The organism is Hoyosella sp. YIM 151337, from assembly GCF_026041215.1.
Taxonomy (GTDB): Bacteria; Actinomycetota; Actinomycetes; order Mycobacteriales; family Mycobacteriaceae; genus Hoyosella.
This window is the reverse complement of sequence record NZ_JAPEIQ010000021.1, coordinates 1-23,698: the sequence shown is the minus strand read 5'-3', so window position 1 is coordinate 23,698 and position 23,698 is coordinate 1. Positions and strand designations below refer to the sequence as shown.

The following is a 23,698-nucleotide window of genomic DNA, read 5'->3' as shown; positions in this document are numbered from 1 at the left end:
CAGTTCTGCGCGTTGCGCGGGGTTGCAGGCGGCGCTCACCAGCACTGATTGCGCCGGGGGCCGAGACGATGTTGAGCGTGGTACACGTCACGTTCTACCTTCGCCGCTATGACTGCCACACCGGAAGGGCGCCGCCTGCTGCGACTCGAGGTACGTAACGCGCAAACACCGATCGAGGCGAAACCTCCGTGGATACGCACCAGAATGCGCACGGGTCCGGAGTATCGGTCTCTCCACGCCCTTGTGGAACGCGAAGGCCTGCATACGGTCTGTCAGGAAGCCGCGTGCCCGAACATCTTCGAGTGCTGGGAGGACCGCGAAGCGACCTTTCTCATTGGCGGTGACCAGTGCACGCGCCGCTGCGACTTCTGCCAGATCGATACCGGAAAGCCCGCTGGCCTGGACCGTGATGAGCCGCGCCGCGTCGCCGAGTCCATCGCCTCGATGGGGTTGCGCTACGCCACAATCACGGGCGTGGCTCGTGACGATCTGCCTGATCAGGGGGCCTGGCTATACGCCGAAACGGTACGTCAGGTCCGTGCGCACAGCCCAGAAACGTCCGTCGAGTTGCTGATTCCCGACTTCAGCGGCGTTCCAGAACTCGTCGGGTATGTTTTCGATGCCGGCCCGCAGGTGCTCGCGCACAATGTCGAAACAGTTCCCCGGCTGTTCCGGCGCATCCGTCCGGCGTTCACCTATCAGCGTTCACTTGATGTGCTCACTGCCGCCGCGGACCGCGGTCTTGTCACAAAGTCCAATCTCATTCTCGGACTCGGTGAGAAGCGTCATGAGGTTGAGGAGGCGCTGCGTGACCTGCATGCCGCGGGCTGTCATCTGATCACTATTACGCAGTACTTGCGGCCGTCGCCGCGCCATTTCCCGGTGCAACGCTGGGTTCCGCCAGAAGAGTTCGCCGAACTGGCGGATGCGGCGAGCGCGATTGGGTTTCTTGGCGTGATGTCCGGTCCGCTTGTTCGTTCGTCGTACCGTGCGGGCCGGCTATACGCGCAGGCTCGGGACGCGCTTTCTCTTCTCACTAAGGAGCAGCTATGACCAGCGATGTTGTCATTCTCGGTGGTGGATCCGCTGGGTACGCCACCGCGCTTCGCGCCGCCGGATTGAGCATGCCCGTCACGCTGATCGAATCAGGGAAAATCGGCGGCACCTGTTTACACAAGGGCTGCATCCCCACGAAAGCGTTGTTGCATGCCGCCGAGACGGCCGATGTCGTGCGTGACGCCGCGACATTCGGGATTAAGGGCGCGACTCCCGACGTCGATATGGGCGGAGTGCGGAAGTACCGGGATGCGGTCGTGGACAGGCTGTTTAGTGGACTGCGAGGACTCATCACCGCGCACGGCATCACAGTGATAGAGGGCGAGGGACAAGTGACTGGGCCCCGCGAGGTGACGGTAGACGGCCGTATAGTGACCGGCAGCCATCTTGTTCTGGCCACCGGGTCGTATCCGAAGGTTCCCGCTGGTACTCAGCTTGGTGACCGGGTGATGACCAGTGATGGCGCGCTCGATCTCGGTTATCTTCCCGACGACGCGATCGTTCTTGGCGGCGGCGTGATCGGGTGTGAGTTCGCGAGCGCCTGGGCGTCGCTTGGTGTCAGCGTCACGGTGGTAGAGGCGATGGACCGGCTGCTTCCGGGCGAAGACGAGTTTGTATCGAAATATGTTGCGCGTGCATTCCGCCGGCGCGGTATTACCGGTAAGACACGGGCAGTGGTGGCGGACGTCGCAGAGCACGACGATTGGGTCACGGTCACCCTCGAGTCCGGGGAAAAGCTTGAAGCCGAAGTGCTGTTGGTCGCCGTGGGGCGTGGTCCCAGTACCGAGGGACTTGAGACGACGGGGATCACCCTTGAACACGGTTTCGTAGCGACCGATGAGCGGCTGCGAACTAATATGCCAGGTGTCTACGCCGCAGGCGATATCGTTACCGGCCCGCAGCTCGCGCACCGGGGCTATCAGCACGGCATTTTTGTTGCGGAAGACATCGCTGGGCTGAAACCCGAACCAATCGATGATGCCAAGATGCCGCGAGTGAGCTACTCCCGGCCGGAAACGGCGGCGGTTGGCCTCACTGAAGCACAAGCGAAACAGCGGTATCCGGACGTTCGCACCGTGACCTACGATCTCGCTGGCAACGGCAAAAGCCAAATCCTCGGCACCAGCGGTGGCGTGAAACTCGTCGGCTCAGCAGCGGGTGAGATTCTTGGCGTCCACCTTGTTGGCGAGCGGGTTAGTGAACTCATCGGAGAGGCTCAGGCTTTACTTGGCCTCGGTTGCGGGGTGCGCCAGGCCGCGCAGGTCATTCACGCACACCCGACCCAAAGTGAAGCCCTGGGGGAAGCGTTTATGGCGCTTGCCGGGAAACCATTTCACATGCATGACTAATTGCGGCCAGACTGTCACTGGCCGCAATTAGCGGTGTTGTATCAGCCCCAGCCGAAATTGAGCGAGGCGCTGCCGCCGCCGCCCGCTGACCACTTTCCTAGACTGCCGCCGACGTTGACATCGCCGCCGACTGAACCGCCGCCGCTCTTGCAGCAACTGACTGATCCGCCGCCGCCGGCGCTGCCGCCCAGGCCGAATGACCACGCGCTGGCCGCCGCGGGGCTTAGCACTAATGCGGTTGCCGCGGCTGCCGCGATGAGGCTGGTGCGTGACTTTGCCGAGAGTGACATGATCGCCTCCTGTATATGTAAGGTGATCTCTCGCCCCGACCAGGCAAGTGTTTGCCTACTACCAGAATAGCGGGCTGCTTATGCAATTTGAATTTTATGACTTATTCTGATTAATTTGAGCAAGTACGCATTATTTATAGCGGATTGTTGTAATTATTTTGTGTCGATTTCGTCAAACGGGCTCACCCTGCAATGCCACTCACCGTCCGGATAGGTGATCACCAGTGGCCCCAAGTTGCAGGGTGTCAGGCAACCGGTTGGGGTAATCAGTGCGTCTGGGAATGCGCGCTTCAACGAGCGGTGCACAGCACCGGCACCATAGACGGTGCAGCGCGGGCCGCGGCAGACCAGCATATGTTTGTCGTGCTGCGGTATCTCGGACCAGGCAGGGCTGCGGAAAGCGCCCGGGCTCGCGGTGATCGGCTCCCCGCCGTCCTCAACGTGCCGGGCTACGAGGGCGGCGAAAGCCTCCGTGGTGTCGACTCCTTTCGTCAGCGTGATCTCAAGAGGTAAGTCCCTCGTCTCACGCCAATTCGCTACCGCACGGGCTATCCACGTCTCCAGATAGCGATCACGGGGTATCCCCAGCGGCACCAGTGTGACCGCGCTCCCGCGCTTCGCCGCCTCATCGAGTTTGGTGTGAATGGACGGTTCCTCGTGGTCCAGAAGTGCGTAATCCGCACCCACGCGTTCCGCTAGCCGTGCGACCGAGGGGATGTCGACTCCGGACGGGGTGGGACGCGCCACCAGGATGATGCTTCTCATTGCGCCTTGACCTTCCGGCTGGCTGGCACTACGAGGGGAGTGCCAGTAAGCGGGTCGCTGATCACAACGCACGACAGGCCAAAAACCTCCTCGACTATCTCGGGGCGCACGACTTCGGCGGGCGCGCCCTGCGCGACGACTCGGCCGTCCTTCATGGCAATGAGGTGGTCCGCGTATCGCGCGGCCTGATTGAGGTCATGCAGAACAGCGACGATCGTGCGGTCTTCAAGGCCGCGGAGCAGGTCGAGCACGTCTATTTGATGTGCGAGATCGAGAAAGGTGGTCGGCTCGTCGAGCAACATGATGCTTGGTCCCTGAGCGAGGGCGAGAGCAATCCACACGCGTTGCTTCTGGCCGCCCGACAGCTCGTCAATACTTCGTTCGGACAGCCCCGTGACACCCGTCGCATCCATCGCACGCTTTACGGCGAGGTTATCGTCGTCGCTCCATTGCCGGAACCATCGCTGATGCGGGTGGCGCCCGCGCGCGACGAGGTCAGCGACGGTGATGCCGTCGGGGGCGATTGGCTGCTGAGGGAGCATTCCTAACCGCTGCGCGAAGGTGCGTGCGGGCAGGTCCTTGATGTTGACGCCGTCGAGGAGAACCGCACCGTACTGTGGTTTCAGCAGACGGGCGAGGCCGCGCAGCAGCGTTGACTTGCCGCATCCGTTGGGCCCGACGACGACCGTCGTCTGCTCCGGCGGGAAGACCACACTGACGTCAGTGACTGTGCGGTCGCTACCGTAGCCAAGGCTGAGGTTCGTGGTTGCTAGCTGGGATGTCATCCTGCGTGTCCGATTCTGGTTGCGCGGGCGAGGAGGTAGACGAGCACAGGCGCCCCGATGATCGCGGTCACCACACCGACCGGCAGTTCAGCCGGGAAGAGAGTGCGGGCAGCAAGGTCAGCGCTGACGACGAGCGCTGCCCCAGCCGCCGCGGCAGGAACAAGCCCGGGGCTGCGCTCTTTGAGCAGTCGGCGCACGATCTGTGGGGCGACAAGCGCGACGAATCCGATGGGCCCGGCAGCTGCCGTGGCCATCGCAGCCAATCCAACGGCGACGATCACCAGCGGGACGCGGTTCCCGCCTCGTTGCCCGGACAGTGTGTGAGCGAGTTCGTCACCCAGTTCGAGCAGCTGCAGCGACCGGGACAGCAGGAGCAAAGCGGGCACGAGCACGCCGCACGCAACCCCGATTATCAGCGCGTGCGTCCAGGCGCGGTTTGCAAGGCTGCCGGTCAGCCACATCGCGGCCGTGTGTGCCTGGTAAATGTTCGCCCGAGTGAGGACCAGGGCAATCATCGACGACAGCATCGCGGTGACCCCGATGCCGACGAGCACGAGCCGGTAGCCCGTGAGCCCATTCTTGTTAGCGATCGCCAGGATCAGACCGATGGTCAGCAGTGCGCCTGTCAGTGCGCCGGCCACGATGCTGAGGCCGGCGCCGCCGATCACGGTAATGACGATCAGTGCACCGAACGCCGCGCCCGCGTTGATACCGATGACGTCCGGGCTGACGAGTGGATTCGAGGCGATCCGCTGCAGAATCGCACCAGACAACGCGAACGCTGCACCGGTGAGCAGTGCAACCGTGACGCGCGGCATCCGATCGCTGAAGAGCACGTTGTTTTCGATCACAGTGCCGCCGCCGGTGAGTACCCGCATCACGTCCGCTGCGGTCAGCGGGAAATGACCGACCGTCAGTGACCAGAGTGCGACCGCCGTCGTGAGCACTGTCAGCGTCGCGGTGACGACCATCGACCGGCGGTGCGCACGGAACACTATTCGGTGGTCGTGGGTGCGTATGAGAATGGTGCCTGTGGGCAGCGCGGTCATAGCTTGGCCACCTTCCTGTTACGGACCAGGTAGAGGAAGAACGGCGCCCCCACGAGTGCGGTCACGATCCCCACCTGCACTTCCTGGGGTGCCACGGCGATCCGGCCGGCGATGTCGGCGATCAACAAGACCGTCGGTGCAAGGACGACGCCCCACGCGAGAATCCAGCGGTAATCCGGACCACTCAGGGCGCGCGCAATATGTGGCACCACGAGACCGATGAACCCGATGGGGCCGGCGATTGCCGTTGCAGCGCCAGCGAGGAGGACAACGCTCAGAGCTCCACAAACTCGCACCAGGATCAGGCGCGAGCCCAGGGTACGGGCCATGTCATCACCGAGCGCGATCGAATTGAGGGTGCGCGCTACCGCGAACGCCAGCAGCGCACCCGCCAGCATGAACGGGGCGACAGCGGATATCGAGGCGAGGTCAGCGCGGGTCAGCGACCCGACCACCCAAAAGCGGTAGTCGTCAAACGTGCCCCGGTTGAGCAGGGTGATGGCGGTCGTCAGTGAGCCGACCAGCGCGGCAAATGCCGCACCGGCCAGCGCCAGCTTCACGGGTGTCGTGCCGCCATAGCCGAGCGATCCCAAGAAGTACACGAACACCGCCGCGACGGCCGCGCCCAGGAACGCGAACCAGATGTAGCCGGTTAGCGCGGTGACCCCAAGCGCGCTCAAGGCGATGACAACGGCGAAGGCGGCGCCCGCGTTGATACCGAGGATTCCTGGGCCCGCAAGCGGGTTGCGCGTGAGACCCTGCATAACTGCCCCGGCGAGACCCAGCGCGATACCGGCGAGCAGGCCCGCTAGCGTACGCGGCAACCGGATGTACCGAACGACCCGGTCGGTGTCAGATCCCTGGAAATCAGTGAAGGCCCGCACAGCCTCCTCCAGGCTGAGTGGGTGATTGCCGATCAGGATCGATGCCACGCAGGTCGCAGCGAGTAATGACGCCGCGACCAGCAGGCCCGCGCTGCGCGTGAACCCTCGCTTCGCGACGCCCGCGGCATGTCGTTGCGTTCGCGCATTGCGCTGCGGCGAGGGCGCCACACCGACCACGGTTACTCCCCGAACAGATCAGGATGGATCAGTTGGGCCACCAATTCTGTCGAGTGGGCGGCCCGAACGCTCGCGGCGCGATCAGCGAACAGAAACGGAAACACCGTCTCGTTCCGCACGGCACTCAAGTTTGCGAAAGCCGGGTTGGTAACGATCTTTTCGACGTCGGGCAACGCGTCATCGCGAGTGTAGGCGGCATCGCAGCACGTACTGGTCAGGATGATGTCGGGATTGCGCTGAATGAGCTCTTCAGCACCGATCGGAATGTTGCGCCGCTCTGTGAGGTCGCCGAACACGTTTTCACCGCCAGCGGCCTCAATGATCTGGGAGACGAAATCGATGCCGCTAGCCGCGCTGAAGGTCCCATCAGCGCGTGGAGTCACCACAGCGACGGTTGGCCGGTCCGCGCCGTCGACGGCCTCACGAACTGCTGAGATCCGCGCTTCGAGGTCGGCGATCACGGTCTCCGCTTGCTCTTCCACCCCCCAGAGCGCACCGAGATCGCGCAGGTCAGCGTAGATGTTGTCGAACCGGACTGTGGCCGGATCGATCGCCTCGTCCGCGAGACCGTCTGCGCTCGGGCAGAGGGGGCTGAGTATCCACGTGTCGATACCAAGGTCGTGGAGGCTGCCGCGCGTCCCGACACTGCTTTGGGACGACTCGGCGGACACGCCATTGAACCCGGAAAGGACGAAATCAGGGCTGAGCGCGAGCAGTTCGTCCCGGCTCGGCAAGCTCTCCACGTAGGGTGCACCCGCCTGTGCGGACTCGTACTCGGGCAGCACTGCTGAGTCGAGAAACGCAGTGCCAATCAATCGGTCTCCGACGCCGAGCGCGTGTGCCACTTCGATTGCTGGCTGGTACGCCGCGTAGATACGCTGTGGCGGTTCGTCGACGGCGATGTCAAGCCCGCAGTTGTCACGGCTGTCGCCCGCGCCGGTGTGCGCGGCGGGCTCAGGCTCGGTGGTCCCGCATGCGCTCAGCGCAATGGCTGCGGTTGTGAGTAGCGCACTGGTACGCAGGTACGCCAAAGCAGAGTTGGTCATAGTGACCGCCTTCCAGGTCCTCGTGGAATCGGGTAACGCTGGCCGTGGCCGGTCTCCTGGCTGACGGGACGTGCGCGACTGTTCTGCCTTCCCGCGGCGATGGGCCGCAGTGACTCCGTGCCATATTCAGCACGGAACGAACAATCACTCCCGATCACAGTGGCGAGGGCCGCACCGGTTTCACACCGATTTCCCGAGCACCATGGCAGCTATGACAGTAGCAGGGGCAGCTCGTATCACTCTTCCTCGTGGTCGTCGCGGTCTGCCCATTCCAGCAGTGGCGCGATGTCAAACACCGCGTCGTCAATACCTTCGTGGAGGTCGCCGAGGGCGGCGAATCGTTCCGGCATAGTCGCGATGGTGAAGTCATTAGGCTCGGCGTCGGGGATTTCGTTCCAGCGCAACGGCGCCGATACCGTTCCGCGCGGGTTGCCTCGCACCGAATAGGCTGCAGCCATCGTGTGGTCGCGAGCGTTCTGGTTGTAGTCGACGAAAAGATCCGTCGGAGCGCGGTCGCGTCGCCACCATGCGGTGGTGACGTCATCCGGGAGCCGGCGCTCCACTTCACGCGCGAAAGCCAAAGCCGCGCGCCGCACCTCAGTGAATCCATGCTCTGGCTTGATGCGAACGTAGATATGAAGTCCGTGGCCGCCCGAGGTTTTCGGCCAGCCGGCCGCACCGAGTTCGTCGAGTATCTCATGGCTTACTTCCGCAGCCCGGCGGACTCGTGAGAACGGACATTCCGGCATCGGGTCTAAGTCGATCCGCCACTCGTCAGGCTTCTCGGTGTCGGCTCGCCTTGAGTTCCACGGGTGAAACTCGACAGTCGACATCTGGACGGCCCAGATGACGCTGCCGAGTTCGGTAACGCACAGTTCATCGGCGGTGCGGTTGTAGCGGGGGAAATGCAAGCGCACCGTCTCGACCCACGGCGGTGCGCCGCGCGGGAGCCGCTTCTGATGCACTTTCTGCCCGTCGACGCCGTCGGGGAAGCGGTGCAACATGCACGGACGCTCCCTCAACGCGCGGACTATGCCGTCCCCGACGGACATGTAGTACTTCGCGAGGTCCAGTTTCGTCTCGCCGCGAAGCGAAAAATACACGCGGTCAGGACTGGACAGCGTGACGACGCGATCGCCGATCTCGAGTTCCACCGGTGCTTCCGAAGCGGCCTTGGCCATACTCGGAGCGTAGCCGGTGGTACGCGTCAGAACCGCGGATTGGTGGGCACCTGGACAGGTTCTGAGGCACGCTGAGTAATTCGTACGTGATTGCCGAACGGGTCCCGCAACGCGCAATCGATGCCGTAGAAACGCTTAACCGGCTCTTGCGTGAACTCGACACCCTTCTTGGTGAGTTCGTCGAAGGTCTTGTGGCAGTCATCCGTCCCGAAAATGACCGTACCCAAGGCGCCCTTCGTGAGTAGTTCGCGAACGAGTTCCGCCGTGGCCTCATCATGGTTCGGAGGGCCCGGTTTGATGAGGAGGATCTCGTGACGCTCGTTGCCAGGCACCGCTACGGTGAGCCAGCGCATGAAGCCCATATCCGCATCGGACTGCACTTCAAGGCCGAGTTTGCCGACGTAGAAGTCCAGCGCCTCATCCTGATCGAGAACGAACAGCTGTGAATGGGTTGTTCCAGTTACTAATTGATCTGCCATGTCCGTGACATTACGGAGCACATCAACGTGGCCGCTTCTCCAAAACTGCTCACTCTGCGGGCGGTGTGAGCTCGGTGCTGGGCCGGCTCCACCCCATGACGAAACATGTCGGTGCGGGCGGCAGGCCGACTGCGTGACGCCGGTATTCCGTGGGGGATTCGCCCATGATTGCGCGAAACGTCCGGCTGAACGTGCCGAGACTGGAAAAGCCGACAGCGAAGCAGATGTCGGTGACGCTGCGGCTGGTTTCACGCAGCAGGAACATCGACCGCTCTATACGCCGCCGCTGGAGATACCGGTGCGGTGTTTCACCGAACGTCTCTTTGAACGTGCGGATGAAATGCGCTTCCGACGCGTGCGCGGTCCGCGCAAGGGCGCACACGTCCAGTTCCTCGGCGAAGGCGCGGTCGATCATGTCGCGCGCCCGGAGCATGCGCCGATTGGATTCCTCAACCGACCGTCCCACCTATACGACGTTACACGTGGGAGGTTCCGGCAGGCCTACCTGCTCTCCGTCTCGTCGAGCATCTCCCAATCGCCATCATCCGTGAGGACCTGCAGCCGATAGCCGAGCGAGTCCTCCGGGAGGTTCTTGCGGAACCACTCGACGGCTTCCGTCGCATCGTGCAGCTTCGTGCTCTCGACGACTTCCTGCTTCGAGTTGATGATCCGATATTCAGCCATACGGTAGCGCTACCCGAGCGTGCTCCACTGAAACCACTACCGCTGGGGGCTAGCCGGAAGTGGATCGCGGCACCTGGGAGAGTTTCACGAGATCGGCGTTCCCGCCGGAGGCAACGAGGACAACTGTCGATCCGGGCGGAAATGTCACTGCACCGGTTTGCAGCGCGGCGAGGCCCACCACTGCTGCTGGTTCCACAATCAGTTTCGTCGCGTCCGCCATGTCCGCCCAGGCCGCAGTGATCGCGTCCTCGCTGACCGTCGCCATTTCGTCGACATAGCGCAGAGCGTTCTCCAGCGTGTGTTCACCAGCCCGTGGGGCAGCCAATCCGTCCGCGATCGTCGGCCGCACCGGATCGAGGTTCCGCACTTCGCCATGGCGCAGCGCAAGCGCAAGCGCATTCGATATCTCGGGTTCGACACCTATCACGCGGGTAGCTGGCGAAAGGGCCGTGACCGCTGCGCCAATGCCACTAATCAGTCCACCGCCGCCTACCGGAACGATCACAGCGTCGACCCCCGGGTGGTCTTCCGCTATCTCTAATCCGACGGTCCCCTGCCCGGCGATCACCTCGGGCAGGTTGAACGGAAGCAGCGCCGGAAATCCGTGACGCGCAGCTAGCTCCTCGCACGTCCCCAAAAGATCATCGGTAAACACAATTTCGCCGCCGTACCGGCGCACATTGATGACTTTGGACTCGACCGCGTTGGACGGCATCGCGATGATGACCTTGACGCCGAGCCGCTGGCCAGCGTAGGCAACCGCCGCAGCATGATTTCCTGCGGAATAACCCACGACACCTTCGGGCAAGGTGCCGTTCTCTTGCCACGTCAGCATGGTGTTGAGCGCGCCGCGAACCTTGAAGCTCGCTGTGTTCTGAAGGTTCTCAGGCTTGATGAGCACGCGCAATCCGAGTGCGTCAGATAGCCGTGCGCACGGAATGAGTGGTGTTCTGACGACATGCTCTGAGATCCGGGTCGCGGCCCTCCGGACGTCGCCGATCGTGACGAGTGCCATGCGCAGAGCGTATCCCGTTTCGGGGATTGCACGTGGTATCTGCTGGTGAGACGATCAATATGCGCGGCTGCGCGCAGCTCTGACCTCGCATGAGGAGGTGGGCACATGTCCTGGAGGATCAAAGCGAACTACTACGAAGCGTGCAATTGCGCGCTGGGGTGTCCATGCAACATGAGCGGCTTCCCCACCCACGGATTCTGCGAAGGCACCGTCGGGTTTTACGTCACGGAAGGGGAGCGCGATGGCGTCGACCTAAAGGACGCGAAGGTCGCCGCCGCAGTTAAATGGCCAGGTGCGATTCACGAAGGCAACGGTGTGATGGCGTTGTTTATCGACGCGACCGAAGAACAACAGCAGGCGCTGCTGCCGATACTCACAGCAGAAGACCCTGGCCTGCCATGGGAGATCCTCGCGGCGACCGTGAGCGAAGTGCACGGGCCGTTCTTCGAATCTATCGAAATCGACGACCGGGACACTGATTCGCGTGTACAAGTGGGCGACAAGCTCGTAATTCAGATGGAAAGCTTCAAAAACCCAGTCACTGGTGAAAAGCACGAACCACATATGGTGCTCAAAGATGGGTTCATTTTCAAGGACGGGCAGATTGGAACTACATCGACCCTGATACTCGACGCGGACGGTGTGACGTTCGATCACGCGGGCAACAACGCCTACTATTCGCACGTCGAATGGTCGAGCGAGAACCGCATGGCGCCAGCTGCGCAACCTTAACTCATGGTTGAGGTAACTCGCCGCGATACGCCGCGTACCGCATATTCGGTGCTGGAACGCCGGGCAACCATCGCCATAGCAGCGGCCCTGCTTCTCTTGGCCGCGATCGCATGGTGGCGCATTATCGCGCTCGCTCCAGGCATGGATGGTATGACGATGGGACTGGCCGCGGTTGGCGCCGCCATGCCCTTCGATATGGGTGTTTTCGTCTTCCTCGGCATGTGGACCACGATGATGGTTGCGATGATGTTTCCCACGGTCGCGCCGATAGTTCTGCTGCACCGGATGGTGATGCGCCGGGCAGGGCATGGGGTCAGCGCCACTGTGGTGTTCGGGGCGGGTTATCTGACGATTTGGGCAGTGACCGGGCTTGTGCCGCTGGTTATGCTCGTGGCCTTCCGTGACGTCGCGCACGGAACAGCGTGGATTGCTACAGCAGCTGGGATAGTGCTTGTGATCGCGGGCCTCTACCAATTCACGCCGTGGAAGCAGACATGCCTGCACGCGTGCAGGACACCGCTCACGTTCCTGGCTACCCATAATTTCGGCGCCAGTCTCAGCGGCGCGTTCCGGGCGGGCGCTTCCCATGGGCTGTACTGCCTTGGCTGCTGCTGGGCGCTCATGGCTGTGCTCTTCGTCGTTGGCCTCATGAATCTGGTATGGATGGCCGGGATCGCGCTGATCTTCCTGGTGGAGAAGCATCTCTCACGTGACGCGTGGTTCACCCGCGTGGTGGGCACTGCTGTGGCGCTCTTCGGGGTGGTGGTGCTTGCGCAGCCACACCTGCTTGAAGTCTTCACACCCGAGATGCCGGCGATGACGATGTAGCGGCGCGCGTCAGCGCAACGCGTACGGGATGTTGTGGGGTGTCACAACATGGACTGGGGATGGCGCGGACACGATCGGGCCGGGAAGAGCGCGCTGCGCCTGCAGAATGGTCCGGCACGCGCGGCGAAGATCTTCGCGCAGGTCGTGATGCAGCACCGCTGAGATGCTGCCGCGGTGCAGGAGTGCGCGCGTTTCGTCGTTGACGTCGTGCGTGATGTAGGCGCGGTAGCGGATTCCGGTGTCTGCGAACGCTCGGATGATCGCGGTGTGCCCCATCGAGTACATCGCGTACACACCGCGTATATCCGGTTCTCGTTCTAGGAGTCCGCGTACATCCCGGTAGAGCCGCTCGGGAGAGCCGCCGGGATCGAGAACGTCGAACTGACGGCGTTGCGGCTCGCTAGCGCGGAGAATCGAGCGAAAACCCATCTCCCGCTCGTCATCACCGCGGAACAAGCCACTGCCGCGTACCGCGAGCACATCGCCCGGCCGTTCGCCGAACCACTGTGTCATTAGATAGGCAGCGGTCGCTCCCGCCGCTCGGTTGTCAAGCCCCACGTAGTCGACTCGCCTGCTGGCCGGGACGTCGGTGACGAGGGTGACGACCGGCGCGCCCACGGCGTCGATCGCCTCCGCGACTGCGGGCGAGTCGGGTGCTTTCAGGATGATGCCGTGAGTTTTCCGCTGGCGGATCTTCGCGAGCATTGAACTCACCGCCGGTGGCGATGCATCCTCAGTGAAATGGAATCGCGCCCGGATGATTGCGGGCTGCAGGGAGGATAACTCGGCTTCGAGTGCGGTTCGAACCATCGCCGCGAACTGCGGTGGCGAATCGACAACGACATCGATCAAGAATGTCCGGCCGCCGATGCGCAGTTGGGCGCGCTGACGCTCGAGGTCAGCTATCGCGATCCGCACCTGTTCAACAGTGCTTTCGCGGACGTTGCCGCGCTCGTTGAGGACACGGTCGACTGTCGATTCACTGAGTCCAGATTGCTCGGCTATCTCGCGAATGCGGAACGGATGCGGCATGCGATTCCTGACAGGTTTTTGACGGTTTTCAGCCGTTGTGTGAGGGATGCAGTCCTTCAAGAATAGATCTCAACGCGCTGTTGCTGTGGAAGGAGTAACACCGATGAGCCTCGCTCTGCCCGCCCCTGCTGTCACTGTCCGGGCCGGATGGCTCACGACAGGCGATTGTTCGCTCGTCGCGTTCCGCGCGCTCGTCGAACAAACCACCGATGCCGCTGAGTACCCGTTCGCGGACCGCATCGAGCGCAACGTCCCCATCTACAACACGGCAATGCGCGCGGCGATTGTCGCTGGGCGCACCGAAGCCGTACAGGCGGAGCTTGCGCACGCACTGCTCGAAGGTCCAGGGGTTGTCGTTTTCGAGCGGGCCTGGGAGGACACCACGGTGATCGACCGCGCGACTGACGCGTTCAACCAGTTGCTTGACGAGCAACGCGCAGCCGGTGTCAAGCAGGGCGATCATTTCGCCGCACCGGGCGCGAACGACCGGCTATGGGGCGCACTCGAAAAACTTGCGGTGCGCTATCCGAACGTGTTCGCCGACTACTTCGCCAACGACATCATCCCCCTTGTTGCCACAGCGTGGCTGGGACCGAACTACCAGGTTGTCGCTGACCTCAACGTTGTGAATCCCGGGGGCAAGGCACAGTCACCGCACCGTGACTACCACCTCGGCTTCATGGAACAGGACCTCGCGGGCCGGTTCCCGGCGCATGTCCATCAGTTGTCGCCGCTCATGACGTTGCAGGGCGCCGTCGCGCACTGCGACATGCCCGTAGAGACGGGGCCAACGATGTACTTGCCATACTCGCAGCGTTATGTCCCCGGATACCTGGCAACGGCGCTCCCCGAGTTTCGTGAGTACTTCGACAACAACTACGTTCAACTGCCGCTGTCGAAGGCAGATGCTGTCTTCTTCAACCCGGCGCTTTTCCACGGTGCTGGCTCAAATCACTCGGCGGACGTTGCCCGCATGGCGAACCTGTTGCAGATCTCCTCAGCCTTCGGGCGCGCGCTCGGTTCCGTCGACCGGACTCGCATCAGCGCGGCGATCTACCCAACGTTGCTGAAATACCGTCAAGCGGGTGTTCCAGATGCTCTGCTGCGCAACGTCATCTTCGCATCGGCTGAGGCGTACCCGTTTCCGACGAATCTCGACCGTGACCAGCCCGTCGGGTCGCTGAACCCTGAAACACAAGCTGAGCTGGTGTGGCGCGCGCTCAGCGAGGGATGGCCGCGGGCTGTTTTCCAAGACGCTCTGCACGCGCAAGCCGCGCGCAAGCTGACCCACTGAGAGGGACAGGAGTTTCATGAGTATCGGGATTGGTGTGATCGGTCTCGGCAACATGGGCACCGACCACACCCGGACATTGCACCGGTTCGTGTCAGGCGCGACCGTCACACGCGTCGCTGACATCAATTCGGAACGCGCGGCGGAGATCACGGCGCAAGTACCCTCCGCTACCGCTGCATCGGACGGATTGGAACTTATCGCCGCCCCGGACGTCGACGCGGTAGTGATCGCTTCGCATGACTCCACGCACGCACCCCTGACCATCGCTTGTCTCGAGGCGGGGAAGCCGGTTCTGTGCGAGAAGCCGCTCGCGCCTACCGTGAAGGATGCCGCTGACGTTGTTGCCCACGAACGCGGACGCGGTCTGATCTCCCTGGGGTTCATGCGTCGCTTCGATCCCGGATACGCCGAACTGAAGGCGGCGATCGAGAAACCACTGGTAGTCCACACTCGCAGCCGGGGCGTTCAATCTTGCCCGGAAGTGGACTCCGCGATGTCGATCACGGGCTCCGCAATCCATGACTTCGACACCATCGCGTGGCTGCTGGACTCCCCGGTTGCTGAAGTCAGTTGGCACGCCGGAAGGCAATCACCTCGTGTCACGGGTCTTCAGGACCCGCAGGTGATGCTCGTGCGGACCGAAGACGGGGTGCTCAGCACAGTCGAGACTTATCTCAACGCGCGCTACGGCTACGACATTCGCTGCGAGGTGGTGTGTGAAACACGTGCAGTGCGTCTCGCTGAACCGGCGCGGACGGTCGTTGACGCTGATCTGCGGAGTGCCATGCAGTACGCGGCGGACTGGCGGCCCCGCTTCGCGGACGCGTACCGGTTGCAGCTGCAGGTTTGGGTAGATTCGGTGAGTGGCGGGCTCCCTTCGCCGCTGGCGGGCGCGCATGACGGTCTCGTCGCGAGCGCTGTCGCCGATGCGGCTATCAGGTCGATGCAGTCTGGAGGCGAGTTCGTGCCTGTGGAAACACCCGCCAAAGCGCTAGGGAGCATGTGATGGCTGTACGAGTTGGGATCATTGGCCTGGGCGTGATGGGCGCCGATCATGCACGCACCCTGCACAGGTCGGTTGCCAGTGCCGTCGTCACGCGAGTCACCGATATCGACACCGAGCGCTCCGCTCAGCTCAGCGCTGAGATCACCTCGGCAGCTGTCTCCACGGATGGCATCGCTCTTATCAACGATGACGAAGTCGATGCCGTCCTTATCGCTTCACATGACTCGACACACGCTGCGCTTACGATGGCGTGTGTCAAGGCGGGCAAGCCGGTGCTCTGCGAAAAGCCCTTGGCGCCAACGACAAAGGAGGCCGCGGCGGTCGTTGCGGCAGAGAACGGTGCAGGGCTGATCTCCTTGGGGTTCAACCGGCGATTTGATCCCGCCTTCGCTGAGCTCCGTTCCACGATTCGGTCGGGCGATCTGGGTAACCCTCTGCTCGTGCATTTCAGCCACCGCAATGTGGCGTCGTACCCGGGCGCCGATTCGGCTTTTTCGATCACCGGCTCGGCAGTGCATGAATTCGATACGGTGCCATGGCTTCTCGGCTCTCCGATTGTCGAAGTGAGCTGGCATGCGCCCAAGCGGTCGAGCCGAGTGTCTGAGAAACTGCAGGATCCGCAAATCATGTTGCTCCGTACCGCTGATGGTGTGCTGACGACCGCAGAAACGTTCATCAACGCCGCATATGGCTACGACGTCCGCTGTGAAGTCGTGTGCGAGACGGGTGCCGTACAGGTGACGAAACCGGACCGCACAGTTATTGACGCTGCTGGCCGTCGCGGCACTGGCTATCCGGCGGATTGGCGCCCCCGCTTCGCGGATTCCTACCGCCGTGAGCTGCAAGCCTGGGTCGGCGCAATTATCAGCGGAACCGCCACACCGCTCGCGTCTGCCCGCGACGGCCTCGCAGCCAGCGCTGTTGCTGACGCTGTCATCACGTCCATGAACGGTGGCGGGAAAACCGTCGCCGTTACAGTTCCGGAGATCTAATGTTTCCTGCGACCCTCCCCACACCACGCACCCCGGACCCGCGCCAAGCTCCGGCACTAAATTGGGGAATTCTCGGCACCGGCTGGATCGCGCAACGATTCGTCGACTCACTGCACAAACACAGCAGTCAGCGGGTGGTTGCCGTCGGTTCCCGCACCGCAGAGAGCGCCGCGACGTTCGCCGAGCGGTTCGGGATCGAAAGGGCCCACGGTTCATACGACGAGCTTGTTGGTGACACCGATGTTGACGTCGTATATGTCGCGACACCCCACAATCACCATCACGCCTGCGCGATGCTCGCCCTCAAGGCCCGCAAGCACACACTGATTGAGAAACCGATCGCGCTCAACGCTGGGCAGGCCAGGGAGATCGCGGAAATCGCGGCAGCGCAGGGTGTTTTCTGCATGGAGGCGCTGTGGACGTTTTTTCTGCCGAAGTTCGATGTGATCCGGCAGATACTCGCTGATGGCGTGCTGGGTGAAATCCGCTCCGTGGACGCCGATTATGGCGAGTACTTCGCCCCCGGGCACCGCATCTTCCGGCAGGATTTAGCTGGCGGGCCGCTGCTTGATCTCGGCACGTATCCGATCGCGCTCACAACCTCAGTTCTTGGTGCGCCGACCGCGGTCAAGGCATTCGGGACACCTGCGCCGACCGGGGTCAATGGCCAGATCGCTGCGGTGATTGAAGGGCAGAATGACACGCTCGCTACGGTGCACACCACGCTTTTCGCGTTCACTCCGAGTACCGCGGTAATCGCCGGTACCGAAGGTGTGCTCACGATCGACGGTCCGTTCATGATCCCAGGCGACTTTCATGTCACAGCGCCGGATGGCCGCCGCCTCGACTACACCGAACCGGCAATCGGCCACGAGGGCTTACACTTTCAGGCCGCCGCCGTAGCACGGGCCATCGCTGATGGCCGAACGGAAAGCGCCCTTCGGCCGCTCGCGGATTCAATCGCCACCATGTCGGTAATGGACACGATTCGCCGTGAACTCGGCATCGTTTTTGTTGAGGAGCAGACCTCGTGAGTTTCCCCGCAGTTCCGCAGATCACCTTGCGCAACGGAACGATTGAGCCGGTGGCGATTCCGCAGATCGGGCTAGGCACGGCCCGGATCGGTGTTGACGAAACCCAGAAGCTTGTGCGCACGGCGTTCGAGCTCGGATACCGCTTCATTGACACCGCAGCGAGTTACGAAAACGAAGTTGGTGTCGGACGCGGTTTCCGCGACTCTGGACTCGCTCGGGCGGACGTCTTTATCTCCACCAAATTGCGGGGAAGCGAACAGGGACTCGATGCCGCTAAGAAGGCTCTCGATGCGAGTCTGGAGCGGCTCGGCCTCGAATACGTCGATCTGTACCTGATCCACTGGCCGCTGCCGAGGGTGGGGAAGTACATCGAGTCATGGAATGCGATGGAAGAGCTTCTTGCAGCGGGTAAGGCGCGCGCTATCGGGGTGTCGAACTTCATGGCGGAACACCTCGACCGATTGGCGCAACACTCGTCGACCACCCCGGCCGTTAACCAGATTGAACTGCACCCGCGTGAGCAACAGCAGTTCCAGCGCGCCGACAACGCGCGGCGCGGCATCGTGACACAGGCGTGGTCACCGCTGGGTAATGCGGGTGACCTGTTACACGAGCCCGCGCTGTTGACCGTCGCGCAGAAGCATGGACGTTCACCTGCGCAGATAGTGTTGCGATGGCACATCCAGCAAGGCATAGTGACTTTCCCCAAAGCATCGTCACAGGAGCGGCTGGCGCAGAACCTCGATGTGTTCGATTTCGAACTGGACGAGGGCGATCTCACCGCGATTGCTGGGCTTGAGACAGGCTGGCGTGTGAATGGTCAGGACCCGCGGGTGTACGAAGAGTTCTGAGCCGGAACCCGGTATTCGTCTGGGTGCGTACTACTGACGTGTGCTGGAATCGATCTTGGGTGCGCGGTTGCGCGCGAACCGATAATCGGCGGGATTCAGTTTCCGCGTCGCCGCGTAGTAAGCGAAGGTGAAACCCGGCCAGTTATTGGTGTTCTTACCGGCTGCGTTTTTGTACCAGCTCGTACACTCACGGTCCCAGATCGTCGACGCCATGCGCTCTTGCACTGTCTTGTTGAACGCGTTCTGGATCTCAGGTCGCACGTCGAGCCACGTGAGCTGCTCGTCGCGGAGGTGGCGGACGGCGTCGAGGATGTACTGAATCTGTGCTTCAAGCATCAGAATGATGGAATTGTGCCCGAGGTTGGTGTTTGGCCCGTAAAGCAGGAACATGTTCGGGAAGCCAGCGACGGTGATCCCGAGGTAGGCTTCAGCGCCGTCGCGCCACACGGTATTGAGTTCTGCGCCGTTCCGCCCAGTTATCCGCATCGGGGCGAGGAAGTCGTTGGCTTTGAATCCGGTGCCAAGGATGATTGCGTCAGCATCGTGCGCGACACCCTCCGCGGTGATCACCGCGGACGATGTGATTTCGCTGATAGGGGCGGTTTCCACGTGGACATTCGGGCGGCGCAATACGGCATACCAATCGTTGGATAGCAGCACGCGTTTACACCCGATCGGGTCGCTAGGTATCAGTTTTTCGCGCAGCGCTTCATCGGGGATCTCACGACGAAGGTTCCGCAAGAATTTGCGTTCGTACACCGCTGAGACTTGCGGAAACTTGGTGAACATCAGGGCTCGCGGCTCGAGTTCACCGTAGGTAGCCCATCGGCTTGCGCGCAGCGCGCCGGGGACTCGCCGGAACGCCGTCTGCAGTATCGGCGGATACGCGAAGTCCGTTTTGGGTATGACGTGCGGAGCGCTGCGCTGAAATACAGTCAGCCGTTCGGTCTGCGCAGCGATAGCCGGCACGAACTGGATCGCCGAGGCCCCCGTGCCGATAACAGCGACCCGTTTACCCGTCAGGTCATACTCGTGATTCCATGTGGCCGAATGGAACAGTTCGCCCCCGAACGACGCAAGGCCCGGGATACGCGGATACGCCGGGCGGCTCAACTGCCCGCACGCCGAGATCAGAACGTTCGCCGTGTGCGTGCTCCCGTCCTTAAGGGTGAGCGCCCAGGTCCCCGCGTCTTCGCTGAACTTTGCGGCAGCTACCTCGGTGCCGAATCGGATGTGCCGTTTGACGTCGTACTTGTCCGTGCAGTGGCGGAGGTAGCCGAGTATTTCGCTTTGCCCTGCGTACCGGCGACCCCAGTCTGGTTTGAGTTCGAACGAGAATGAGTAAAGGTGCGAAGGAACGTCGCATGCCGCGCCGGGGTAGGTGTTTTCACGCCAGGTTCCGCCAAGGTCATCGGCTTTCTCAAAGAGGGTTATGTCTGAGAAACCGGCTTCTTTGAGCTTGATGGCCATGCCGATCCCGCCGAAGCCAGCACCGACGATCGCGACGGACGGAGCCTTCTGCTGTGTGCGCGCCATTGCGGAATCCTCACTGCCCTGCCGGGGACGCCGGGCCTCTCTCAAGAATGCCATTAAGCACGCGAAAACCCCGCAGCGAGGTGGTGCTCGCTACGGGGTTTAGCGTTGTGTCAAGACGAGAACTCAATACCCGCGCCGGATCCATTCCTCGAGATAAGGCGCTTCGCTGCCGATCGTGGTGCCGTCACCGTGACCGGTATACACACGGGTGTCCTCAGGAAGGGTGAACAGCCGGTCACGGATCGATCCGATAATTGTGGGGAAGTCGGAGAATGACCGGCCGGTCGCGCCTGGGCCGCCGGAGAACAGCGTGTCACCCGAGAATAGGGCTTTGGCTTCCGGCACGTACAGGCACACGGATCCCGGCGAGTGTCCGGGCGTGTGTATGACCTCGATTTCGGTACCGGCGATGGCGATGCGCTGATCGTCGCTGAGGTTCCAGTGCTTCTCTTCGGGATGAGTCATTTCCCACAGCTGCTCGTCTCCGGGGTGCAGCAGCACGGGGGCGTGCAGCTCGGCGGCGAGTTGGGGTGCAACCGTGACGTGGTCGTTGTGGCCGTGGGTACAGATGACCGCGGTGACATGCCGGTTGCCCACACCAGCGATGATCGGTTTCGCGTTGTGTGCCGCGTCGACGATGATGACGTCATCGTCGTCACCGATCAGCCAGATGTTGTTGTCGACGTCCCAGGAGCCGCCGTCGAGTTCGAATACCCCGGCGGTGAGGACGTGGTCGATGCGCAGCTTCCCGCTCACAGGACCACCACCGATCGGAGCACGTTGCCGCCGTGCATCGTGTCGAATGCCTTTTCGACGTCATCGATGGTGATTCGTTCAGTGACGAACTTCTCGAGTGGCAAGCGGCCCTGCAAGTACAGGTCGACGAGCGTGGGGAAATCGCGCTCGGGCAGGCAGTCGCCGTACCACGAGGATTTCAGCGCGCCACCATGAGAGAAGAAATCAAGCAGGGGCATCTCGAGTTTCATGTCTGGTGTGGGAACGCCGACGAGCACCACGGTCCCGGCAAGGTCACGAGCGTAGAAGGCCTGCTTCCAGGTTTCCGGCCGTCCGACGGCGTCGATCACGACGTCCGCACCGAAACCGTCCGTGAGCTCCTGTACCGCTTCCACGGAATCCGCTTGAGCTGCGTTGACGGTGTGGGTAGCGCCGAGCTGTTTCGCCCACTCGAGCTTCTTGTCGTCCCGGTCGATCGCAATGATCTTCCGCGCGCCAACGAGCGAGGCCCCCATGATCGCTGCGTCACCCACACCGCCGCAGCCGATGACGGCGACGGTGTCGTCACGCCCGACGTTGCCGGTGTTGACGGCGGCGCCGAGCCCGGCCATCACGCCGCAGCCGAGCAAACCTACGACGGCCGGATCGGCGGTCGAGTCAACCTTGGTGCACTGGCCGGCATGGACGAGTGTCTTCTCCGCGAACGCGCCGATTCCGAGCGCCGGCGAGAGTTCGGTACCGTCGGTGAGCGTCATCTTCTGCGACGCGTTGAACGTGCTGAAACAGAGGTGCGGACGACCGCGTTTACAGGCGCGGCACTGCCCGCACACTGCTCGCCAGTTCAGCACTACGAAATCGCCGACCTCAACCGAATCGACGCCGGGCCCGACACTCTCGACGATGCCCGCAGCTTCGTGACCAAGCAGGAACGGGAATTCGTCGTTGATGCCGCCTTCCCGATAGGTGAGGTCGGTGTGGCAGACCCCGCACGCAGCGATGTCGACAACGACTTCGCCCGGGCCGGGATCGGGGATGACAATGTCGGTCAACTCAACGGGAGCGCCCTTTTTCCGGGCGATAACCCCTCGAACCTGCTGCGGCATGAACAGTCACTCCTTAAAACGCCATGTGCGGGGCTGTACTTAAATGCACGATTGCGCATCTGACTACTGAAGCTACCGGTCTGTCGCAGCGCAGACGTCTATCCGTACGATCAGTTCTCATTAGACTTTGGGATAGACGACCAACGCGTCAGCAGGCAGGAACCAGATGTCGACTCAGCCACCCTTCAGTGCGGACCAACTGCGGGCATTGCGGCAGGTCATAGCAGGTCCACTTTTCGAGATCGCGCACCGGCTGTCGCAGTTCTTGCAGCCCCGGTGGCCGCACAGTGCGCTCGTGATTTTCACGCGGGAATGCACTGGGCGCCCGCGCAAAGTGGCGGGTGACACTGGAATCGTCGAAGCCGTGACAATCAGCGAACTCGAAGCGATCAAGAACGACGCGCGGCCCGCTGGCGGCTATTCTGGCACCAAGCAACTCGGGGGGCAGGCGCGCTGGATCTGGGTTGCTCGTGACACAACAGATACCCTGCTGGTGCTGGTGCCACGGACGCCGGGCACACCCGCGCCCTACGACGAGGAACTCGCGTCCATTTTCGGGCTGGTCGCGACGTCCATCCGGCAGCAGGTGGAGCAAGCGAGCCCAGATTATCTGGCGGAATCGCGAGCCGCCTCAGCCGAGCGTGCACGCACGATCGCCGAACTGACCGCGGCACACGAAGCCAGCCTGGCCGCGATCCTCTCGGCGCTGCGCTCGCGCGCACTCGACGACGCCCGCGCGCGCGTCACCGCGCGCGAATCCGCCACGGCAGCGTTGCTCGCGCTGCGCTCGACACAAACCCATGACCGCGATCTCTCTGAAGAAGCGCCGCCCCACGCTTTCAAGCTGCTGCGTCGCGAGATCGACAGTTTGCTGCGTGACCGCAATGTCGACCTCGAGTACATATCGCCACCAGCCAGTGGACGGCCTATTCCGGGCGAGATCGCGTACGCCGCGAGAGCGATGACCGCCACGGGGACACTTGCGTTCGCCGCCCAATCGGGCTCCTCCCGCATACGGATCGGCTGGTACTGCGACGGTGTCAGTCTCACGGTAGACATCCGAGATCAAGGTCCGGGAACACTCGACAGCGATACGTTGCGCCGCCAGCTGGATCCGCGCGCGCGGACCCTCAGTGCCGACGTGTCGATCGAGGTGTTGCCGAACTGGGGAAGCAGCCTCACAATCGCGTTTCCGCTAGACCCACCCGCCGCCCGGTCCCACGAACCGCTGCTCGCCGAGCTGAACGCCCGCGAACGTGAAGTACTGGCCCAGCTTTCCAGCGGAAAGCGGAACAAGGCGATCGCGGATGAACTCCAAATCAGTGAAAGCACCGTGAAGTTCCATGTGGGACGGATCTTGAAGAAGCTGGGTGTGTCGACCCGTGGCGAAGCGATAGCGATTGGGCTGCAGTCGGATTAGCGAGGGTCCTGGACTAAGTACGCCCGCCCGTTGGGAATTTGCCCGCGTCATGCCCTATTTGTCAGGGTGGTGGTGAGACACCGTTTTGATGGGTGGGGCGGGGATTGGATTCCCGTGATGAGTGATGTTGAGATTGGCCGGTCTCTGACTGGGAAGCGCAGTTTTTCGCTGGCGTTCCGGTTGGATTTTGTGCGCCGCTGGCAGGATTGCACCGAGCGTGGCGCGAAGACCCGGCTGCTGCGTGAGTTCCGGCTGGATGAGTCGACTGTGCGGCCCTGGCTGCGGGCATATGATCGGGGGGAATACACCACCGTGAATCGCCCCGGCTTTAGTGGAGGGCGGGTTCTCCCAGCGCCGGCTGGTACTGGGAGGTGT

At 62.5% G+C, this 23,698-nt stretch carries 25 protein-coding genes, 1 pseudogene and 1 riboswitch; of the genes and pseudogenes, 11 read left to right on the top strand and 15 right to left on the bottom strand.

Annotation, left to right across the window (positions count from 1 at the left end):
* Positions 1-108 precede the first annotated feature (108 nt).
* Together lipA and lpdA are read left to right on the top strand one after the other, a co-directional pair.
* Positions 109-1,053, top strand: coding sequence for a lipoyl synthase (gene lipA / locus ONR57_RS09650; RefSeq protein ID WP_265123069.1), 945 nt, complete (start codon positions 109-111; stop codon positions 1,051-1,053).
* Positions 1,050-2,405: a dihydrolipoyl dehydrogenase gene (gene lpdA / locus ONR57_RS09645; RefSeq protein ID WP_265123068.1), complete on the top strand. Its 1,356-nt coding sequence runs from the start codon at positions 1,050-1,052 to the stop codon at positions 2,403-2,405. Before lipA ends, lpdA begins: the two co-directional genes overlap by 4 nt.
* Before the next feature lie 41 nt (positions 2,406-2,446).
* On the opposite strand, the gene ONR57_RS09640 is transcribed toward lpdA, so the two are convergent.
* The 11 genes from ONR57_RS09640 to ONR57_RS09590 all read right to left on the bottom strand — a co-directional run bounded on the left by ONR57_RS09640 (position 2,447) and on the right by ONR57_RS09590 (position 10,760).
* A complete protein-coding gene (locus tag ONR57_RS09640; RefSeq protein ID WP_265123066.1) occupies positions 2,447-2,695 on the bottom strand; it encodes a hypothetical protein in 249 nt (82 codons plus the stop codon).
* A 153-nt stretch (positions 2,696-2,848) separates the two neighbouring features.
* The gene (locus tag ONR57_RS09635; protein ID WP_265123065.1) at positions 2,849-3,460 is read right to left on the bottom strand and encodes a ferredoxin; all 612 of its coding nucleotides are present in this window, start codon (positions 3,458-3,460) and stop codon (positions 2,849-2,851) included.
* Positions 3,457-4,245, bottom strand: coding sequence for an ABC transporter ATP-binding protein (locus tag ONR57_RS09630; protein WP_265123063.1), 789 nt, complete (start codon positions 4,243-4,245; stop codon positions 3,457-3,459). Before ONR57_RS09630 ends, ONR57_RS09635 begins: the two co-directional genes overlap by 4 nt.
* A complete protein-coding gene (locus ONR57_RS09625) occupies positions 4,242-5,294 on the bottom strand; it encodes an iron chelate uptake ABC transporter family permease subunit (RefSeq protein ID WP_265123061.1) in 1,053 nt (350 codons plus the stop codon). Before ONR57_RS09625 ends, ONR57_RS09630 begins: the two co-directional genes overlap by 4 nt.
* Entirely contained in the window at positions 5,291-6,355 is a 1,065-nt protein-coding gene (locus ONR57_RS09620; RefSeq protein ID WP_265123059.1) for an iron ABC transporter permease, read from the bottom strand. Before ONR57_RS09620 ends, ONR57_RS09625 begins: the two co-directional genes overlap by 4 nt.
* Before the next feature lie 2 nt (positions 6,356-6,357).
* Positions 6,358-7,401, bottom strand: coding sequence for an ABC transporter substrate-binding protein (locus ONR57_RS09615; protein WP_265123057.1), 1,044 nt, complete (start codon positions 7,399-7,401; stop codon positions 6,358-6,360).
* Positions 7,402-7,429: 28 nt separating this feature from the next.
* Positions 7,430-7,621: riboswitch (cobalamin riboswitch) on the bottom strand.
* 16 nt (positions 7,622-7,637) lie between these two features.
* Positions 7,638-8,582 (bottom strand): non-homologous end-joining DNA ligase, encoded by a 945-nt coding sequence (gene ligD / locus ONR57_RS09610; RefSeq protein ID WP_265123056.1) that lies wholly within the window; start codon positions 8,580-8,582, stop codon positions 7,638-7,640.
* 26 nt (positions 8,583-8,608) lie between these two features.
* Positions 8,609-9,061 carry a VOC family protein gene (locus tag ONR57_RS09605; protein WP_265123055.1) on the bottom strand — a complete coding sequence of 151 codons (453 nt, stop codon included), beginning with the start codon at positions 9,059-9,061 and terminating at the stop codon, positions 8,609-8,611.
* 49 nt (positions 9,062-9,110) lie between these two features.
* Positions 9,111-9,494: a helix-turn-helix domain-containing protein gene (locus ONR57_RS09600; protein ID WP_265123374.1), complete on the bottom strand. Its 384-nt coding sequence runs from the start codon at positions 9,492-9,494 to the stop codon at positions 9,111-9,113.
* Positions 9,495-9,562: 68 nt separating this feature from the next.
* On the bottom strand, positions 9,563-9,745 hold the full coding sequence (locus ONR57_RS09595) for a hypothetical protein (protein ID WP_265123054.1): 183 nt from the start codon (positions 9,743-9,745) through the stop codon (positions 9,563-9,565).
* A gap of 49 nt (positions 9,746-9,794) precedes the next feature.
* Positions 9,795-10,760 (bottom strand): threonine/serine dehydratase, encoded by a 966-nt coding sequence (locus ONR57_RS09590; protein ID WP_265123053.1) that lies wholly within the window; start codon positions 10,758-10,760, stop codon positions 9,795-9,797.
* 105 nt (positions 10,761-10,865) lie between these two features.
* On the opposite strand from ONR57_RS09590, the gene ONR57_RS09585 reads away from it, so the two are divergent.
* Both ONR57_RS09585 and ONR57_RS09580 read left to right on the top strand, forming a co-directional pair.
* Positions 10,866-11,492 (top strand): DUF1326 domain-containing protein, encoded by a 627-nt coding sequence (locus ONR57_RS09585; protein ID WP_265123051.1) that lies wholly within the window; start codon positions 10,866-10,868, stop codon positions 11,490-11,492.
* 3 nt (positions 11,493-11,495) lie between these two features.
* A complete protein-coding gene (locus ONR57_RS09580; protein WP_265123049.1) occupies positions 11,496-12,320 on the top strand; it encodes a DUF2182 domain-containing protein in 825 nt (274 codons plus the stop codon).
* A gap of 9 nt (positions 12,321-12,329) precedes the next feature.
* Here ONR57_RS09580 and ONR57_RS09575 read toward each other — a convergent pair whose 3' ends face one another.
* Positions 12,330-13,352, bottom strand: coding sequence for a LacI family DNA-binding transcriptional regulator (locus ONR57_RS09575; protein ID WP_265123047.1), 1,023 nt, complete (start codon positions 13,350-13,352; stop codon positions 12,330-12,332).
* Between the two features lie 103 nt (positions 13,353-13,455).
* Between ONR57_RS09575 and ONR57_RS09570 the strand changes: the two genes are divergently transcribed.
* The 5 genes from ONR57_RS09570 to ONR57_RS09550 are packed head-to-tail and all read left to right on the top strand — an operon-like array spanning position 13,456 to position 18,529.
* Positions 13,456-14,646: a phytanoyl-CoA dioxygenase family protein gene (locus ONR57_RS09570; protein ID WP_265123046.1), complete on the top strand. Its 1,191-nt coding sequence runs from the start codon at positions 13,456-13,458 to the stop codon at positions 14,644-14,646.
* Positions 14,647-14,662: 16 nt separating this feature from the next.
* Positions 14,663-15,652: a Gfo/Idh/MocA family oxidoreductase gene (locus tag ONR57_RS09565; protein WP_265123045.1), complete on the top strand. Its 990-nt coding sequence runs from the start codon at positions 14,663-14,665 to the stop codon at positions 15,650-15,652.
* Positions 15,652-16,644 (top strand): Gfo/Idh/MocA family oxidoreductase, encoded by a 993-nt coding sequence (locus ONR57_RS09560; RefSeq protein ID WP_265123044.1) that lies wholly within the window; start codon positions 15,652-15,654, stop codon positions 16,642-16,644. Before ONR57_RS09565 ends, ONR57_RS09560 begins: the two co-directional genes overlap by 1 nt.
* Complete coding sequence (locus tag ONR57_RS09555) at positions 16,644-17,678, top strand: Gfo/Idh/MocA family protein (RefSeq protein ID WP_265123043.1); 1,035 nt, start codon at positions 16,644-16,646, stop codon at positions 17,676-17,678. Before ONR57_RS09560 ends, ONR57_RS09555 begins: the two co-directional genes overlap by 1 nt.
* The gene (locus ONR57_RS09550) at positions 17,675-18,529 is read left to right on the top strand and encodes an aldo/keto reductase (RefSeq protein WP_265123042.1); all 855 of its coding nucleotides are present in this window, start codon (positions 17,675-17,677) and stop codon (positions 18,527-18,529) included. Before ONR57_RS09555 ends, ONR57_RS09550 begins: the two co-directional genes overlap by 4 nt.
* A gap of 30 nt (positions 18,530-18,559) precedes the next feature.
* Here ONR57_RS09550 and ONR57_RS09545 read toward each other — a convergent pair whose 3' ends face one another.
* From ONR57_RS09545 to ONR57_RS09535, 3 genes are all read right to left on the bottom strand, one after another.
* Positions 18,560-20,065 carry an NAD(P)/FAD-dependent oxidoreductase gene (locus tag ONR57_RS09545; RefSeq protein WP_265123041.1) on the bottom strand — a complete coding sequence of 502 codons (1,506 nt, stop codon included), beginning with the start codon at positions 20,063-20,065 and terminating at the stop codon, positions 18,560-18,562.
* A gap of 123 nt (positions 20,066-20,188) precedes the next feature.
* A complete protein-coding gene (locus tag ONR57_RS09540) occupies positions 20,189-20,821 on the bottom strand; it encodes an MBL fold metallo-hydrolase (RefSeq protein ID WP_265123040.1) in 633 nt (210 codons plus the stop codon).
* Positions 20,818-21,903 carry an S-(hydroxymethyl)mycothiol dehydrogenase gene (locus ONR57_RS09535; RefSeq protein ID WP_265123039.1) on the bottom strand — a complete coding sequence of 362 codons (1,086 nt, stop codon included), beginning with the start codon at positions 21,901-21,903 and terminating at the stop codon, positions 20,818-20,820. The genes ONR57_RS09540 and ONR57_RS09535 overlap by 4 nt, the downstream gene beginning before the upstream one ends.
* Positions 21,904-22,069: 166 nt before the next feature.
* Here ONR57_RS09535 and ONR57_RS09530 point away from each other — a divergent pair, with 166 nt between their 5' ends.
* A complete protein-coding gene (locus ONR57_RS09530; protein ID WP_265123038.1) occupies positions 22,070-23,323 on the top strand; it encodes a LuxR C-terminal-related transcriptional regulator in 1,254 nt (417 codons plus the stop codon).
* Between the two features lie 117 nt (positions 23,324-23,440).
* A pseudogene (locus ONR57_RS09525) lies at positions 23,441-23,698 on the top strand (hypothetical protein); the annotation flags it as partial.